Source organism: Ruegeria atlantica (assembly GCF_013033965.1).
GTDB lineage: Bacteria > Pseudomonadota > Alphaproteobacteria > Rhodobacterales > Rhodobacteraceae > Ruegeria > Ruegeria atlantica_D.
Genome location: NZ_WQFE01000014.1, coordinates 67,129 through 82,421 on the forward strand (window position 1 = coordinate 67,129; position 15,293 = coordinate 82,421).

The following is a 15,293-nucleotide window of genomic DNA, read 5'->3' on the forward strand; positions in this document are numbered from 1 at the left end:
CCATGAAAGTAACGCGCAATACCCCCGACCAATTGATATTGGCCAATGCCCCTTGGTTCATAGGAGTTACACTGGTCTTCTTCATCCTCGGTTTTGTCGGTGCCGGTCTGTTCATGGCCACCGAGGGTGGTGAGGGTATATTGTTCGGCATCTTCTTTGCTCTTTTCGGTGGCGGGTTGGGCATTGGCGCATTCTGCGCCTTTGTGCGTCGCGTTCAGGTCATATTGGACCGCAAGAGCAATAGCATTTTGATCCGTCGCCAGTCGGTCTTTGGATATGACACCGTGGAACATGAACTGTCGAACCTGTCCCATGCCGAGGTAGAAACCACCACCTCGCCCCGAGACAGGACCACATCCAAGATGCATCGTCCCGTTCTGATCCTTGAAAAAGGCATGAGTGCTGGTCGTCATCCGATTGTCGAAGCTTATGTCAGCGGTCGCGGCGCGCAGCGGATGGTCGATGCGGTCAATGACTGGCTTCCGGCGCGCGTGGTTGACTCTGCTAGCCAATCGGCCTAGAGACCCCCAAACATCCGGAAGCGTGTGATCTTCCGGTCCCTTGAGTCGTTCAGGGATCGCCCCCCACCAGCGAGTTTCGCCCGTGGGGGCAATTGTGTATTTAACCGGTTCTTCTTATCTGAGAAGCGCCACCAGATAACCGGCTAAGGAGGCCGAAGGCATGTTTGAAAATCTATCCGAACGCCTTTCCGGCGTCTTTGACCGGCTGACCAAACAGGGCGCCCTGTCCGAAGAAGACGTCAAGACCGCCCTTCGCGAAGTGCGTGTCGCCCTGCTTGAGGCCGACGTCTCGCTGCCTGTAGCGCGCGAATTCGTCAAGAAAGTGCAGGAACAGGCGACCGGTCAGGCGGTGACCAAGTCGATCACGCCCGGCCAGCAGGTCGTCAAGATCGTTCATGACGCGCTGGTCGATACCCTGCGCGGCGAAGAAGACCCTGGAGCGCTAAAGATCGACAACCCGCCTGCCCCGATCCTGATGGTCGGTCTGCAGGGTTCAGGTAAGACGACTACGACCGGTAAACTGGCAAAACGCCTGAAAGAGAAAGAGGGCAAAAAGGTCCTGATGGCCTCGCTGGACGTTTATCGTCCGGCAGCGATGGATCAGTTGGCCGTTCTGGGCACGCAGGTTGGCGTGGACACTCTGCCGATTGTGCCGGGCCAGAAGCCGGTTGATATCGCCAAGCGCGCCAAACAGCAGGCGACGCTGGGCGGCTATGACGTCTACATGCTGGATACCGCTGGCCGTCTGCATATCGACGAAGTCCTGATGGACGAGGTCGAGCAGGTCCGCAACGCAGTTGACCCACGCGAGACCCTGTTGGTCGTCGATGGACTGACCGGACAGGTCGCTGTTGAAGTCGCCGAGGAATTTGACGCCAAGGTCGGCATCTCGGGCGTGGTCCTGACCCGGATGGACGGTGACGGGCGTGGCGGTGCGGCGCTGTCGATGCGCGCTGTCACTGGCAAGCCCATTCGCTTTGTCGGTCTGGGCGAGAAGATGGACGCGCTCGAAACCTTCGAGCCGGACCGGATCGCTGGTCGTATTCTGGGCATGGGCGACATCGTGGCCCTGGTCGAAAAAGCCCAGGAAACGATGGAGATGGAACAGACCGAGCGCATGATGAAGCGCATGGTCAAAGGTCAGTTCAACATGAACGACCTGAAAATGCAGCTGGAACAGATGATCCAGATGGGCGGCATGCAGGGCATGATGGGCATGATGCCGGGCATGGGCAAGATGGCCAAACAGGTCGAAGAGGCCGGGATGGATGACAAGGTGCTCAAGCGCCAGATCGCCATGATCCAGTCGATGACCAAACGCGAACGCGCTAATCCGCAGTTGCTGCAGGCCAGCCGTAAGAAGCGTATTGCTGCCGGTTCGGGGATGGAGGTCAGCGACCTCAACAAGCTGCTCAAGATGCACCGGCAGATGTCGGACATGATGAAGAAGATGGGCAAGATGGGCAAAGGCAAGATGCTGAAACAGGCCATGAAAGGCATGTTCGGCAAAGGCGGCCCCTCGCCTGAGGAAATGGCCGCAGGCATGGACCCTAAGGCGCTTGAGGCCGCAGCCAAGGCGATGGGCGGCAAGATGCCCGGCGGCATGCCTGGCATGGGCGGCGGCATGGCGCTGCCCCCGGGCCTGAGCGGGTTCGGAAAGAAAAAGTGACGCCAGCACGCTGCACCCAGCCCCCGTCCGGAAAGGCGGCGATGGCAGCAGCGCAGTATCGCGCGGCCCTGCCGGTTCTTGAGACTGAGCGGTTGGTTCTGCGTGCACCCCGTCTTGAAGACCTGCCTATTTGGACCACAGTTTGCCGCGAGAGCTTTGACAGTTCCGAAGAGGAAGCCTGGACCGAATTCTCTTTCTACACGTCTGGTTGGTTTCTACACGGTCACGGCCTGTTCACGGTAACCCAAAAGGACGACGACCAAGCCATTGGTTTCGTCATTTTGGGGTTGGAATGGGATGACCACGAACCCGAGCTTGGTTATTTGTTCAGCGCTGAACACCGCAGGCAAGGTTACGCCACCGAGGCCTGCACCGCCGTGCGGGACTTCGGGTTTGACCTACTCGGGCCGGGCCAGTTCGTCAGCTATGTCTCGCAGTCCAACACGCGATCAAATGCATTGGCGCAACGCCTCGGCGCATCTCGCGATGCTGCAGCAGAGAGCGCCTTTGACGCAGATCAGCATGTCTGGCGCTATAGCGAGGTGTCGTCATGACCCTTTCCATGGCAATCCCGACGCTTGAAACCGAACGCCTGATCATGCGGGCACCCTGCGAAGCGGACTTTGCAGCTGAGGCAGAATTCTTTGCCAGCGACGCGTCCAGGTTCGTCGGCGGCCCCCTGCGCCCGGACGAGACATGGCGATCGCTCGCCATGCTACTGGGCCATTGGGCGATGCGCGGATTTGGATTCTGGGGAGTCGAGGAAAAAGCCACCGGCAGCTATGTCGGTCACGTCGGCTTATGGTTTCCACACAGCTGGCCTGAGCCCGAGATCGGCTGGACCCTGATGAACCATGCAACCGGCAAGGGCTATGCAACCGAGGCCGCCATGGCTGCGCGCGCGCATGCCTATGATGTGCTGGGCTGGGAAACGGCGATCTCTCTGATCGACCCGGACAATCTGGGCAGCAAGGCCGTGGCCGAAAGGCTCGGTGCGCAGTTCGACTACATCTACGAACACCCGGGATTCGGTACGATGCAAGTCTGGCGGCACCCTGCCCCGGCCGATCTGGTGAATGGCGGGATGGAGGCCTACGCATGACCTCTTACACCATCCCTATCGTAGAAACCGAGAACCTAATCCTGCGCGCGCCGCAAGAAGGCGACCTGCCCGCAATGACCGAGTTCTTCGCGTCGGATCGCAGCCGCATGGTCGGTGGCCCAAAAACGCCGCTTGAAGCATGGCGATCCCTTTTGGGCCGGTTCGGGCATTGGGCAATTATGGGTTACGGGGGCTGGCACATCGTCGAAAAGGCCAGCGGCGCATTTGCGGGCTGGACCGGGATCATCAACGCACCGGGCTGGGATGAACCCGAATTGGGTTGGGTTATCTTCGAAGGTTTCGAAGGTAAGGGAATTGCATTCGAGGCCGCGACTGCCGCCCGCGCCTATGCCGCCCGGCACCAGGGGGTGAACGGTCCGATCTCATACATCGCTCATGAAAACAACCGCTCGCGCGCGTTGGCCGAACGTCTTGGCGCTACCTATGAACGCGAGGGCGAAGTTGTGGGCAAACGCTGTCAGGTCTGGCGGCACCCGAAGCTCGACATCTCTGACACCGCTTTGACCACCGAAAGGACCGGCCAATGAACAACCCCGTCACACGGGCTGCGACGTTGCTGAAAGAGCATCGCGAAAGCATCGACCGGCTGGATGCAATCCTTGTCTATACGCTGGGCGAGCGGTTCAAGCACACCCAGGCCGTTGGCAAGCTCAAGGCCGAACACGACCTTCCCCCGTCCGATCCTTCGCGCGAGGCCGCGCAGATCGCACGGTTAGAAGACCTGGCGAAAGAGGCCGATCTGGACCCCGATTTCGCCAAGGCTTTCCTGAATTTCATCATTCAGGAAGTCATCCGACACCACAAGAAACACCAGAATTAACCGGAAACGATCCCGGTCACGCCATCCAAAGGAGATACCACCATGGCAATGAAAATTCGTCTCGCCCGCGGCGGCTCGAAAAAGCGTCCTTTCTATCGCATCGTAGCGGCTGACAGCCGTATGCCCCGCGATGGCCGCTTCATCGAAAAGCTGGGCACCTACAACCCGCTGCTGCCGAAAGACAGCGAAGAGCGCGTGAAAATGAACATGGAGCGCATCCAGTACTGGCTGGACCAGGGCGCACAGCCCACCGACCGTATCGCACGTATGCTGGAAGCTGCCGGCACCCGTGAAAAGGCCGAGCGTAACAACCCCAACAAGGGTACGCCGGGCAAGAAAGCTCAGGAACGCGCAGAAGAGAAAGCTGCAAAGGCTGCTGAAGCAACCGAAGCGGCGGATGCTCCGGCTGAAGAAGCTGCGGCAGAAGAGTAAGCAGGTCGGCGCGTGCAGGATCAGGCTTTCACCGACGATTTTCGCACGCAGTTCGAACTGTTGATGCGGCTCCGGCGCGATGTGCGCCGGTTTCGCACCGATCCCGTGGACGAGGCAGTGCTGACGCGCTGCCTCGACACATTTCGACTGGCCCCTTCTGTGGGGCTAAGCGAACCCTGGCGCGTTATCCGCGTCGAAAGCGAAGCGGCGCGTGCCGCAGCGCTGGAGAATTTCCAAAACGCCAATGAAAAGGCCCTTGCGGGTTATTCGGGCGACAAGGCTCTGAAATACAGCCGCCTGAAGCTGTCGGGCATGCAGGAGGCACCTGTTCAGTTGGCTGTTTTCTCTGACGAGTCGACCAACAAAGGTCTGGGGCTGGGCGCGGGTACGATGCCTGAGATGCGCCGCTATTCCGTCGTGGCCGCGATCACCCTGTTCTGGCTCGCCTTGCGGGCCGAAGGGTTGGGTCTGGGATGGGTCTCGATCCTTGATCCCGAGCTGATGAAACGCGACCTGAACGTGCCGGACGATTGGTCCCTGGTCGGCTACTACTGTGTCGGCTTTCCAGAAGAAATGTCGGAAAGACCCGAACTTGAGCGCGCCGGCTGGGAACAGCGCAGCGCCCGGTTGCATATCGAAACGCGGTAAAGCCAGATGTTCGGACTGATACGACTTCCCATCTTGTTGCTGATCGCCTTTATTGTGGGCGTGTTCTTTGAGCGCAACAATCAACGCGAGGCATGTGCCCCGCTGGGCGACTGGCAGGACGGGATATGTGTAACGACGGAAGGACCAAATGAGTGATCTTATCTGCGTAGGCAGCATTGCGGGGTCTTACGGCGTGCGCGGCGAAGTGCGGCTGAAAAGTTTTTGCGCAATCCCCGAGGATATCGAGGCCTATTCGCCCCTGACCGACGAAGACGGCAAGGAACGGTATCCGCTGGTCCTGACCCGTCCGATCAAGAACGGCTTTGCCGCGCGTCTGGGCGGAATCGAGACCAAAGAACAGGCAGACGCCATCAACGGCTTGCGCCTGTTTGCGCGACGAGATCAATTGCCGTCGTTACCGGATGACGAATTTTATCATACCGACCTGATCGGGCTTGAAGTTTACGATACGGGCGGAACACTGCTGGGTAGCGTGAAGTCGGTACAAAACCACGGTGCCGCCGATCTGCTGGAACTGCACGGGCCAGGATTGAAGGGCACCGTATTGCTGCCCTTCACGCTTGAGGTTGTTCCGACCGTGGACCTGGACAAAGGCCGTATCATCGCAGACCCACCCGAAGGGCTGATCTGATGCGACGCGTTTTGCTGCATCTGGGGCTGCACAAGACCGGAACCACTGCGGCACAGTCGTTTCTTTATGAAAACCGCGAGTTGATCTGGCCTCATTTTGCGCTGTTGCTGCCCTATAAGACGCGAAAACTAGGGTTGTCCGATGCCGCAACACGGCATTCCATCTACGGAACAGTAAGCACGCTGTCCGATTTCAGCACCCAGACCCGCGAGTATCTGGCCACACGGAATTTCGGCTCAAAACGCGGCCTGATCGTCAGTGAAGAGAATTTCAGCGGTTTGCGCCCCAGCCGCAATATCGAACAGGGGTATGCGGCTGCACCCGATCTGGCCGCGTGTCTGGTGGATGCCGTTCGCGACCGTTTCGCGGATCAGGAGGTCGAGATCACGATCCACCTGTCCCTGCGCCAGCGCGGAGCGTGGTTACGCAGCCTTTGGGCGCATGATCTTCAGAGGACCCGCGAAGTTCAGGATTTCGAAATGTTCCGCGCGAACATGGATCATCTGCCCTCGCTTGAGGAAACGGTCTCGGAAATCCGCAGCAAATTGCCTTCTGTCACAGTGACCGAAGAATGGTTGGAAGAGATGCAATTGAGGCGCTTTGGCCCCGGAATGCCGTTTGCTGAATTCTTGAACTTGCCCCGGGAAAAGGCGCAGCTTTTGGTACCACCCACAAAGTCCAATAGCAGGTTGCCAGAAAGCGTATTGGCCGAGTTGCTGGCACTCAACCGATCCCGCCTGGACGAAGCCGCCCTGACCCGGCAAAAGGCCCTGATGATAGAACGGGCAAAACACGCGATGGTCGGGACGACATGACAGACAAGCCAAGCAAATCTCACGGGCGCAAGGCGATCCGACCCACACTGAAGCCACGCGAATTGCTGACCCCGACGCCCGATCTTCACGGGGTTTGGAAGGCGAAGATCATCTCCTTGTTCCCTTCGGCCTTTCCTGGCGTCCTGGGCGAAAGCCTGACGGGCAAAGCCCTGCAAGAGGGGCTGTGGCAGTTGGAGACCGTGGACCTGCGCCAATTCGGCGTTGGCAAACATCGCAATGTCGATGACACGCCCGCAGGTGGCGGTGCGGGCATGGTGTTGCGGGCAGACGTTCTGGGCGAGGCAATCGAACACACGATGACTGGTGTGCAAGGCAAATGGCCACTGATCTACCTCAGCCCCCGCGGCCGTCGGATGGACCAGCGCATGGTGCAGAATCTGGCGCGCTGCGATGGCATGACCCTGCTTTGCGGGCGTTTCGAAGGCGTCGATGAGCGCGTGCTGGAACATTATGGCATTCAGGAAGTCAGCCTGGGTGACTTCGTCATGACCGGCGGCGAGATCGCGGCGCAGGCGCTGATAGATGCAACGGTACGGTTGCTCCCCGGCGTCCTGGGCAATCAGGCTTCAGCCGAGGAGGAAAGCTTTTCCTCGGGTCTTTTGGAACACCCACAATATACCCGACCGGCAGAGTGGAAAGGCCGTCCGATCCCCGACGTTTTGATGTCCGGCCATCACGGGCGCATTGCCGAATGGCGGCACGAGATGTCGGAACAAATCACACGTGAGCGGCGCCCGGATCTTTGGGACTGCTATCAAAAAACGCGCGACGACTAACCCCCCGCCTTCCACCTGGCCCAAATCTCGGGCGGGCCGTTGAAGGTGTTGATGTCCACCCTGCCCTGCACGCCCGGAACCAGCCCGGTGCCCGTGTACTGCCAAAACCGCCAGATGGCTTTTGGGTAGACATTACGCGGGTGTCCGGCAACCGAGCGCAGCCAGAACTCTGTCTTGGGCAGGCGACCGATATCGGTGTCCTGGTAAAAGTCGACCGTCGTATAGACGATCGGACGACGACCGTAGTGGCGCTCCAGGATGTTCAGGAACCGCTCAGCCTCGGCCCGGACGGTTTCGCCATCCGGACGAAGGGTGCAGGTCTTGGAATGTGGTGTCCATTCCATATCCAGAACATGCGGCAGGTCCGCACCCTTTGGCACATTCCTGATAAACCACCGCGCCTGCTCATGAGCGGGGCGGCAGAAATAATAGTAGTGATACGCACCCCAAGGCACGCCCGCGGCTTGTGCGCCGCGACGGTGGTCGCCGAACATGGGATCAGCAACATCGCCGCCCTCGGTCGCTTTGATGAATACGAAACTTACGCCGGACGCTTTGGCGGTGCGCCAGTCTATTGCGCCCTGCCAGCGCGATACATCCAACCCGTGAACCGGATAGTGGCCGGGATGCCGCCCTTCCCACTCATGGGGATCAGCATCGCCAAAATTGGGGAATATGACTGAGGGCGAGGTGGTACTCAGAAAGGACTTGGCCTCGACCTGTTGGGGCGGAGGGCTGCTGCGTCCGCAAGACAAGGTCGCGAAGGCCATAACAGCCAGCATCAAAGCTGTGCGCATGGTGTTTTCCTGATGTAAATCTCTGCTCTTGTAATTGCGTCCAGAATGCCTGATCCGGCCGCCAAGGCAACGGTGTTGTATCCCAGTGGCGAAAACCCACCGCCTGTCCCTGAAGATTATGGCGATTCAGGCTTGATCCCTGCGCTCAAAGCCCGTAAAGCAGCGCAATCCGGTGCCGCGACATGCGACTCCGGTGTTTTGGTTTGCGATATGTCGTGACGCCAGGCTTTCTTCGGCCACGGCGCGGCAGCGCGAACCGGACAAAAGGAACATTCGATCTGACCTCTGGCGGGCTGTACGCAGGACCCGGTGAAGACCAAGAGCTCTCAGGCCGTGCCCAAACTTCGTGGACCAACCACGAGCAGATAGGAGTAATTGCGATGGACCTGATCGCACAGCTTGAGGCGGAACAGATTGCCGCCCTGGGGAAAGACATTCCCGATTTCAAAGCCGGTGACACCATCCGTGTCGGCTTTAAAGTGACCGAAGGGTCGCGCACCCGTGTTCAGAACTACGAAGGCGTCTGCATCGCCCGCAAAGGCGGCAACACAATCGCCGGTGCGTTCACCGTACGTAAAATTTCGTTTGGCGAAGGCGTGGAGCGTGTGTTCCCGCTGTATTCGACAAACATCGACAGCATCACCGTTGTCCGCCGTGGCCGCGTTCGTCGCGCCAAACTGTACTACCTGCGCACCCGCCGTGGTAAATCCGCACGTATTGCAGAGGTCACCAACTACAAGCCCAAAGCTGGCGCCGAAGCGTAAGGAACGGAAAGATGAAAAAAGACATCCATCCCGATTATCACGTCATCGACGTCAAAATGACCGATGGCACTGTGGTTCAGATGAAATCCACCTGGGGCGCCGAAGGCGATCAGCTGGCTCTGGAAATCGACCCCTCCGTGCACCCCGCATGGACCGGTGGCTCGTCGCGCCTGCTGGACGCTGGCGGTCGCGTGTCGAAGTTCAAGAAGAAATACGAAGGTCTGGGCTTCTAAGCCTGACCAGTTTCAGATGCGAAAGGCCGCCCTATCCGGGGCGGTCTTTTTTGTGGGCAAGGCACAGCCCATTTGCAGACAACTAGACCAGACGCATGATCAACTCGACCTCGCCATCGACTAGACGGCCGGTCGGCACAAGGCCAAACGATTGATAGAGCGGCAGCGCACTGCCCGGTGCGTCGACGACGCTGATCACAAGATTGGCACGGCCTTTTTCCAGCGCCACGGATTTGGCGAACTCCAGCGCTGCTTTTCCGTACCCTTGCCCCTGCCGCGATTGATCGACCATCAGCCGCCAGATGTAGACACCGTCCGGATCATCCTCGTCATCCAAGTCCGCATCGGGATGCGACATGTCGATAATGGCAATCAATCCAACTGCTTCACCACCATCCCATATGCCATAGATTTCAGATCCGGCTTCAAAAATCGACTGCGCCATTGTCATCAGATTTGTCGCAACAAACCCCGTCTGATCCTCGCGCACAGACAACGCCGCCAAGGGACGCAGGGTTTCTTGAGAAAGAAACGTAAACTCAACCATGGAGACCCACTATCACAGTCGCGCCTCCGGAAGAAGAATTTCGAACAATTGGGCCAAACTCAGCTCTTTGCGCGCGTCAACTCGGCTGCGCTGTGCACGGGAGGCACGGGCCCCCGCAGCAACATCAGGGCCAAAACCATCCCGACCAGAGCCGCCGCAGCAGCAACCAGCATCGCGCTGTCAAAGGCGTTGTCCTGCAAATCCCGCAGCGCCTTGGCCAAGCCATTACTGGTCTCGGGGTCCATTTTCGCGATCAATTGTTGGATTTGGCTGGGCGTTCCATGAGTCAAGGCATGGGCCAGATCCTCTCGCTGGGCGGACCCGGCGGGTAAGGCATTTATGACCTCAGACAGGCCTTTACGGGTCGTTATCGCCTCGGCCAGACCTCCGACCACAGCGCCCAGTGTTGCGCCAAAGTACAAACAGGCGTTGATCACCCCGGACCCCTGCCCCACATGCTCTTCCGGCAACAAACGCAGGCCAAGCCGGGGTAGTAGCGAGAAACAGATGCCTAACCCGATGCCAACGATCATCAGCTTCCACCAGATCTCGGCGTATTGGGTGGAGTTGGTGGTGGATATCAACAGCAGGAAGCCACAGGCCATTGCCCCCATCCCAATCGCGACCGGCCATTGAAAGCTGTAGGGGGCCAGAAACCGGGGCGCGGTGACAGAGATCACAAACATGCTGAGGCTCAGCGGCATAATCGCCAGTCCTGCGCCGACGGGAGAGTACCCGAAGGCGTCCGGGGATTGTACGAACGTGTTGAAATAAACAAAGAAGCAGAACAGCGTGAAGCCGGTAAAGAACATGCCCATAGCAGCCATGAAATACCGCGGATGCTTGAAATACCGCAGCTCGATCAACGGGTCGTCGCTGCGGCGGGACACAATGACAAGGATGATTGTCGCCATCGCTGCAACACCCAGGGGCATCAATGTCATCGGCGTTGCCCACCCGCTGCTCTCGCCATTGCTGAGCGCGAAGGACAGCGGACCAAGGAACAACAGTAACGCAAAAGCACCCGGGTAATCGAACTTAGCCCCGGTTTGACGCGTGTCCGGCACATACCCCCGTCGGCTGACATGCAGCCCAATTGCGAAAGCAAACACCAACAGCACCAGATCCGTCGCGAAGACAGCCCGCCAGCTGATGTAATGGGCAAAAGCACCGCCGACGATAGGGCCGACACCAATGGCCAGACCAACGATTGCCCCCCATGCTCCGGTGACACCTGCACGCTGCTCTTCAGGGGTGGCGGCGGTCAGCAGGGAAAGCGACGTTCCAAACAAAGCAGCAGCACCTGCACCCTGCGCGCCGCGTCCGAACAACAGCATCGCGCCGTCTTGCGCAAACAGAACCGAGGCAGAGCCGATGGCAAAGACGATCATGCCAAAGAAAAATACGCCCATCTTGCCGGTAATGTCTCCCAACCGGCTGACAATCGTGACCAGCGTGGCACTGGCCACGGTATAAGTTGCCATCACCCATTGCAGGCCGGATGGGGTCAGATCGAACTCGGCCTTGAGGTTGGGCAAGATCGTCGCGACGGCCGTTGTGTTAAACCCAACAACCATCATGCAGATGGCCGTCATCGCCAGAACAACGCGTGCGCCCCCTTGTTGGGTCGGCTCGGAAGGGGTCTCGTCGGTCATAATTCTACCCTCAATCTAAACTGTCTTTAATGCGATTAATCAGCAGTTTAGCGATTTTGGCCGCCACGCATAGGCCTGCGTTCAAATCCAATAGGACAGAGCCACCGGCAGAACGATGATCGTGGCCAGCGTCGACACAAGGATAAAGCCTGCAACATCCGGCCCGTACTCCGGCACATGTTGATCGATGAACAGGTAAGTCGCCACCGAGGATGGCATCAGACAACACAGGATCACAGCGCCGCGCTCGGTTCCTGTGAAACCGAACATCCAAATCAGAGCCGTGGCGATTACGATCGCCATGACCAGATGCAGAACAGTCAACAACACTGCCCGGCCCAGGCTTTTGATCCGCAATGTCGCCAGCGTATGGCCCAGTGTCAGCAGCATCAGGGGGATCGACACCCCTCCGAGGATGTCAAAGGATTTTGCGATCGGTTGAGGGAGGCTTGCACCAGTTGTCATAAGGACCAGAGACAGGATCACTGCATAGATGATCGGGGACGTGGCGAGTTTTCTGGGTGAAAATTCACCCGCGGGGATCCACATGCCGACCGTGAAAATACTGATCAGCACGACGACGACAAAGCCCATGGTATAGGCCATTCCCGCATCACCCAACGCAAGCAATGTGATCGGCAACCCGATATTGCCGACGTTACCATGCATCAGCGGGGTCAAAAAGGCCCGAACCGGCAGGCGCATGGCCCTCAACACACAAAGCCCCAACACCCCGAAGCCCGCAATGGCCAGCGCGGCAGCGGACATGACGTCCAAAAATGAGCCAACCGCAATATTTGTTGTGGACAGATGCGAGATGATCAGCGTCGGGTAACCAACGCGCGAGACGATCCCGCCAATAACCTTGTTGTCGAACGGTGCTTTGAGCACAGCAAGGGCGTACCCGATTCCGGCGCAGATCAATACCGGCAGAACCACGTTCAGGACGTTCAAAAACAGATGGTCCAACCGGTTCTCCTGCTGCAAAACCCTGATTTGAACAGTGAAACAGCCGATCCGCTTTGGCAAGCGCGCGTCCTAACCGACACACCCGATTGAGTTTTCCAAATTAGAGCCTGATATTGCCTCGCTAGGGCGCTTGGGGTTCTTCCCTTCCCGGCCTCCACAACATATAGTGGTTGGCAACAACGTGTGGTTAAGCACGGCGGGACGTGGGAATACAAGCATGGCACATATTATCGTAGTGGGGAACGAGAAGGGTGGCGCAGGCAAATCGACCGTGTCGATGCATGTCGCTACAGCGCTGGCGCGATTGGGTCACAAGGTCAGCACACTGGACCTTGATCTTCGGCAACGCAGCCTTGGCCGGTACTTCGAAAACCGCGGCAACTTTCTGAAAAACTCGGACCTGACCCTACCCAGCCCTCGTCACCATGACCTGCCCGAGATTGATGCCTCCAAGCTGAAACCCGGCGAGAACATCTATGATCACCGCTTGTCCGCTGCCGTGTCCGAGCTGGAAAGCGACAGCGACTTCATCCTGATCGACTGCCCCGGATCGCACACACGCCTAAGCCAGGTGGCACATTCGCTGGCCGATACACTCATCACGCCGCTGAATGACAGCTTTATCGACTTTGACCTGCTGGCGCGGATCGACTCGAAGGGTGAGAAAATCCTGGGACCTTCCGTCTATTCGGAAATGGTGTGGAACGCGCGTCAGCTGCGCGCACAGGCCGGGCTGAAGCCCATCGATTGGGTCGTTGTCCGCAATCGCGTCGGCACCCAACGCATGGTCAACAAGGAAAAGATGCAACGCGCGATTGAGATGCTGTCCCAGCGCATCGGCTTCCGCGTCGCTTCTGGCTTTTCCGAGCGGGTTATCTTCCGCGAGCTATTCCCGCGCGGACTAACACTGCTGGACCTTAAGGATATCGGCGTCAAGCAGCTTAACATCTCGAACATCGCTGCGCGGCAAGAGCTGCGCGACATGATGAAAGAATTGAACCTTCCGGGTGTTGAGATCGACTTCTGACGAACCTGTTCGGACGGTCAAACCCCAACGCTGACATACCCCGCTAAAATCGTAGATCGGGAAGCGCTCCCACCCTTTTGTGCAGTGGGTTTTGACGATACTGGCAGCCTGCAGTTTCAGCGCCGTTACAAGGCCGACTTTGGTCCGCCATTGGTATCTTTACCGAAAATACAACTACCCAAAGCACCTTTTCGGTATTTTTGATAATCCCGGCTATCCGACTGATCTAATAATAGACAACTTTGAATGGATCGGGATGTGGCTTCCACACCAGGCTATCAAAGGACAGGACGCCAAAATGTGCGTTGACGGGAGGACAGCCATGACAGATTCATCCATTGGGACGCCGGAACAACTCCGCGATCCAAACTACTTTCCAGCCATATACCGGGCCGTGCCGTTGGGGATTCAACACGTGCTCGCCATGTTCGTATCGAACGTTACTCCGGCGATTATCGTTGCCGGCGCGGCGGGATTTGGCTTTGGCTCAAACAGCCCGGACTTTCCCGAATTGCTGTACCTGATCCAGATGTCGATGCTTTTCGCCGGGGTAGCGACGCTGTTGCAAACGGTAACACTTGGCCCGGTTGGTGCGGCGCTTCCAATCGTACAGGGAACATCCTTCGCCTTCATTCCGATCATGATCCCTCTGGTTGCCGGAAAAGGCGTGGACGGTCTTGCTGCCCTGTTTGGGGGCGTGATTATCGGCGGCTTGTTTCACGCCTTGCTGGGCACGGTGATCGGCAGGATACGCTTTGCACTGCCGCCGCTGGTCACCGGATTGGTCGTAACGATGATAGGTCTTGCGTTGGTGAAGGTCGGCATCGAATACGCGGCCGGTGGAGTACCGGCCAAAGCTTCTGGTGCGGAAAGCTATGGCTCATTGTCTAGTTGGACACCCGCGCTGATCGTTGTGTTCGTCACCCTTGGGCTGAAGTTCTTCGCGCGAGGCATGCTTTCAGTATCGGCTGTTCTGGTCGGTATTCTGGTGGGTTATGTTTATTGCCTGCTGGTCGGGAAACTGCCGTTCGAAGTAATTTCCGGCTCGTGGGAACGCTCTGCAGCTTTCGCTCTGCCGCAGCCTTTCAAATACGGCTTTGAGTTCTCGTTCGCCGCTGTAATCGGTTTCTGTCTTATGGCCTTTGTCTCGGCGGTCGAAACGGTCGGAGATGTTTCCGGGATCACCAAGGGTGGTGCAGGTCGCGAGGCGACCGACAAAGAAATTCAGGGGGCCACATATGCGGACGGTTTCGGTTCTGCCATTGCAGGTGTCTTTGGCGGTTTCCCAAACACCTCGTTCAGCCAGAATGTCGGCCTGATTGCAATGACCGGCGTCATGAGCCGCCACGTGGTCACCATTGGCGCCATCTTCCTGATCGTGTGCGGCCTAGTGCCCAAGGTCGGTGGGTTGATCCGAACGGTCCCGATCGAAGTGCTGGGCGGCGGAGTCATAGTCATGTTCGGTATGGTTGTTGCCGCAGGCGTATCCATGCTGTCGGACGTTGTGTGGAACCGTCGGAACATGGTGATCTTTGCGGTTTCGCTTTCGATTGGTCTGGGGCTTCAACTCGAAGTCATGAACGTGGCGCCCGGATCGGCCAATGCGCTGCAGCACCTGCCCGACACTCTAAGGGTTCTGGGCGCGTCGGGCATCCTTCCGGCGGCGTTTATCGCTATCGTGCTCAACCTGATCCTACCGGAGACACTCGCTGATGAAGCGACTGAAGAAGTTTCCGGGGGTATGGCCGGCCACGGGCGCGGCTCGCTGGTCAAGGACGATCACGTCTGAGCCAAAGACCTTTGATTGGGCCTATCACAAATGGA

20 protein-coding genes are annotated in these 15,293 nt (G+C 58.3%); 16 read left to right on the top strand and 4 right to left on the bottom strand.

Features of this window, described 5'->3' with window-relative positions; all coding sequences use genetic code 11:
- Positions 1–2: 2 nt before the first annotated feature.
- From GOW16_RS20385 to trmD, 12 genes are all read left to right on the top strand, one after another.
- Positions 3–521, top strand: coding sequence for a hypothetical protein (locus GOW16_RS20385; protein WP_170419085.1), 519 nt, complete (start codon positions 3–5; stop codon positions 519–521).
- 160 nt (positions 522–681) lie between these two features.
- Positions 682–2,190 (top strand): signal recognition particle protein, encoded by a 1,509-nt coding sequence (ffh, locus tag GOW16_RS20390; protein WP_170419086.1) that lies wholly within the window; start codon positions 682–684, stop codon positions 2,188–2,190.
- Positions 2,191–2,231: 41 nt separating this feature from the next.
- A complete protein-coding gene (locus GOW16_RS20395) occupies positions 2,232–2,744 on the top strand; it encodes a GNAT family N-acetyltransferase (protein ID WP_217354696.1) in 513 nt (170 codons plus the stop codon).
- Positions 2,741–3,292, top strand: a complete 552-nt coding sequence (locus GOW16_RS20400) for a GNAT family N-acetyltransferase (protein WP_170419088.1) — start codon at positions 2,741–2,743, stop codon at positions 3,290–3,292. The genes GOW16_RS20395 and GOW16_RS20400 overlap by 4 nt, the downstream gene beginning before the upstream one ends.
- Positions 3,289–3,840: a GNAT family N-acetyltransferase gene (locus GOW16_RS20405; RefSeq protein ID WP_170419089.1), complete on the top strand. Its 552-nt coding sequence runs from the start codon at positions 3,289–3,291 to the stop codon at positions 3,838–3,840. Before GOW16_RS20400 ends, GOW16_RS20405 begins: the two co-directional genes overlap by 4 nt.
- Positions 3,837–4,133 (top strand): chorismate mutase, encoded by a 297-nt coding sequence (locus GOW16_RS20410; RefSeq protein WP_170419090.1) that lies wholly within the window; start codon positions 3,837–3,839, stop codon positions 4,131–4,133. The genes GOW16_RS20405 and GOW16_RS20410 overlap by 4 nt, the downstream gene beginning before the upstream one ends.
- A 42-nt stretch (positions 4,134–4,175) precedes the next feature.
- Positions 4,176–4,565: a 30S ribosomal protein S16 gene (rpsP, locus tag GOW16_RS20415; protein ID WP_170419091.1), complete on the top strand. Its 390-nt coding sequence runs from the start codon at positions 4,176–4,178 to the stop codon at positions 4,563–4,565.
- Positions 4,566–4,577: 12 nt separating this feature from the next.
- Complete coding sequence (gene bluB / locus GOW16_RS20420; protein ID WP_170419092.1) at positions 4,578–5,213, top strand: 5,6-dimethylbenzimidazole synthase; 636 nt, start codon at positions 4,578–4,580, stop codon at positions 5,211–5,213.
- A gap of 6 nt (positions 5,214–5,219) precedes the next feature.
- Positions 5,220–5,369 carry a hypothetical protein gene (locus tag GOW16_RS20425; RefSeq protein WP_170419093.1) on the top strand — a complete coding sequence of 50 codons (150 nt, stop codon included), beginning with the start codon at positions 5,220–5,222 and terminating at the stop codon, positions 5,367–5,369.
- Complete coding sequence (gene rimM / locus GOW16_RS20430) at positions 5,362–5,865, top strand: ribosome maturation factor RimM (RefSeq protein WP_170419094.1); 504 nt, start codon at positions 5,362–5,364, stop codon at positions 5,863–5,865. Before GOW16_RS20425 ends, rimM begins: the two co-directional genes overlap by 8 nt.
- A complete protein-coding gene (locus GOW16_RS20435) occupies positions 5,865–6,680 on the top strand; it encodes a hypothetical protein (RefSeq protein WP_170419095.1) in 816 nt (271 codons plus the stop codon). Before rimM ends, GOW16_RS20435 begins: the two co-directional genes overlap by 1 nt.
- On the top strand, positions 6,677–7,477 hold the full coding sequence (gene trmD / locus GOW16_RS20440; protein ID WP_170419096.1) for a tRNA (guanosine(37)-N1)-methyltransferase TrmD: 801 nt from the start codon (positions 6,677–6,679) through the stop codon (positions 7,475–7,477). The genes GOW16_RS20435 and trmD overlap by 4 nt, the downstream gene beginning before the upstream one ends.
- Here the strand turns inward: trmD and GOW16_RS20445 are convergent.
- Complete coding sequence (locus GOW16_RS20445; RefSeq protein ID WP_170419097.1) at positions 7,474–8,274, bottom strand: glycoside hydrolase family 25 protein; 801 nt, start codon at positions 8,272–8,274, stop codon at positions 7,474–7,476. The genes trmD and GOW16_RS20445 overlap by 4 nt on opposite strands.
- A gap of 380 nt (positions 8,275–8,654) precedes the next feature.
- Here GOW16_RS20445 and rplS point away from each other — a divergent pair, with 380 nt between their 5' ends.
- Both rplS and rpmE read left to right on the top strand, forming a co-directional pair.
- Positions 8,655–9,038, top strand: a complete 384-nt coding sequence (rplS, locus tag GOW16_RS20450) for a 50S ribosomal protein L19 (RefSeq protein ID WP_142639138.1) — start codon at positions 8,655–8,657, stop codon at positions 9,036–9,038.
- An 11-nt stretch (positions 9,039–9,049) separates the two neighbouring features.
- A complete protein-coding gene (rpmE, locus tag GOW16_RS20455; RefSeq protein WP_010437577.1) occupies positions 9,050–9,271 on the top strand; it encodes a 50S ribosomal protein L31 in 222 nt (73 codons plus the stop codon).
- Positions 9,272–9,353: 82 nt separating this feature from the next.
- Here rpmE and GOW16_RS20460 read toward each other — a convergent pair whose 3' ends face one another.
- The 3 genes from GOW16_RS20460 to GOW16_RS20470 form a co-directional block, all read right to left on the bottom strand.
- Positions 9,354–9,818, bottom strand: a complete 465-nt coding sequence (locus GOW16_RS20460; RefSeq protein WP_170419099.1) for a GNAT family N-acetyltransferase — start codon at positions 9,816–9,818, stop codon at positions 9,354–9,356.
- A gap of 59 nt (positions 9,819–9,877) precedes the next feature.
- The gene (locus tag GOW16_RS20465) at positions 9,878–11,473 is read right to left on the bottom strand and encodes an MFS transporter (RefSeq protein WP_170419101.1); all 1,596 of its coding nucleotides are present in this window, start codon (positions 11,471–11,473) and stop codon (positions 9,878–9,880) included.
- Positions 11,474–11,554: 81 nt separating this feature from the next.
- Positions 11,555–12,442, bottom strand: a complete 888-nt coding sequence (locus GOW16_RS20470; RefSeq protein WP_170419104.1) for an AEC family transporter — start codon at positions 12,440–12,442, stop codon at positions 11,555–11,557.
- A 217-nt stretch (positions 12,443–12,659) separates the two neighbouring features.
- Here GOW16_RS20470 and GOW16_RS20475 point away from each other — a divergent pair, with 217 nt between their 5' ends.
- Together GOW16_RS20475 and GOW16_RS20480 are read left to right on the top strand one after the other, a co-directional pair.
- A complete protein-coding gene (locus tag GOW16_RS20475; protein ID WP_170419105.1) occupies positions 12,660–13,469 on the top strand; it encodes a division plane positioning ATPase MipZ in 810 nt (269 codons plus the stop codon).
- A 322-nt stretch (positions 13,470–13,791) separates the two neighbouring features.
- On the top strand, positions 13,792–15,258 hold the full coding sequence (locus GOW16_RS20480; protein WP_170419107.1) for a uracil-xanthine permease family protein: 1,467 nt from the start codon (positions 13,792–13,794) through the stop codon (positions 15,256–15,258).
- The last annotated feature ends 35 nt before the right edge of the window (positions 15,259–15,293 follow it).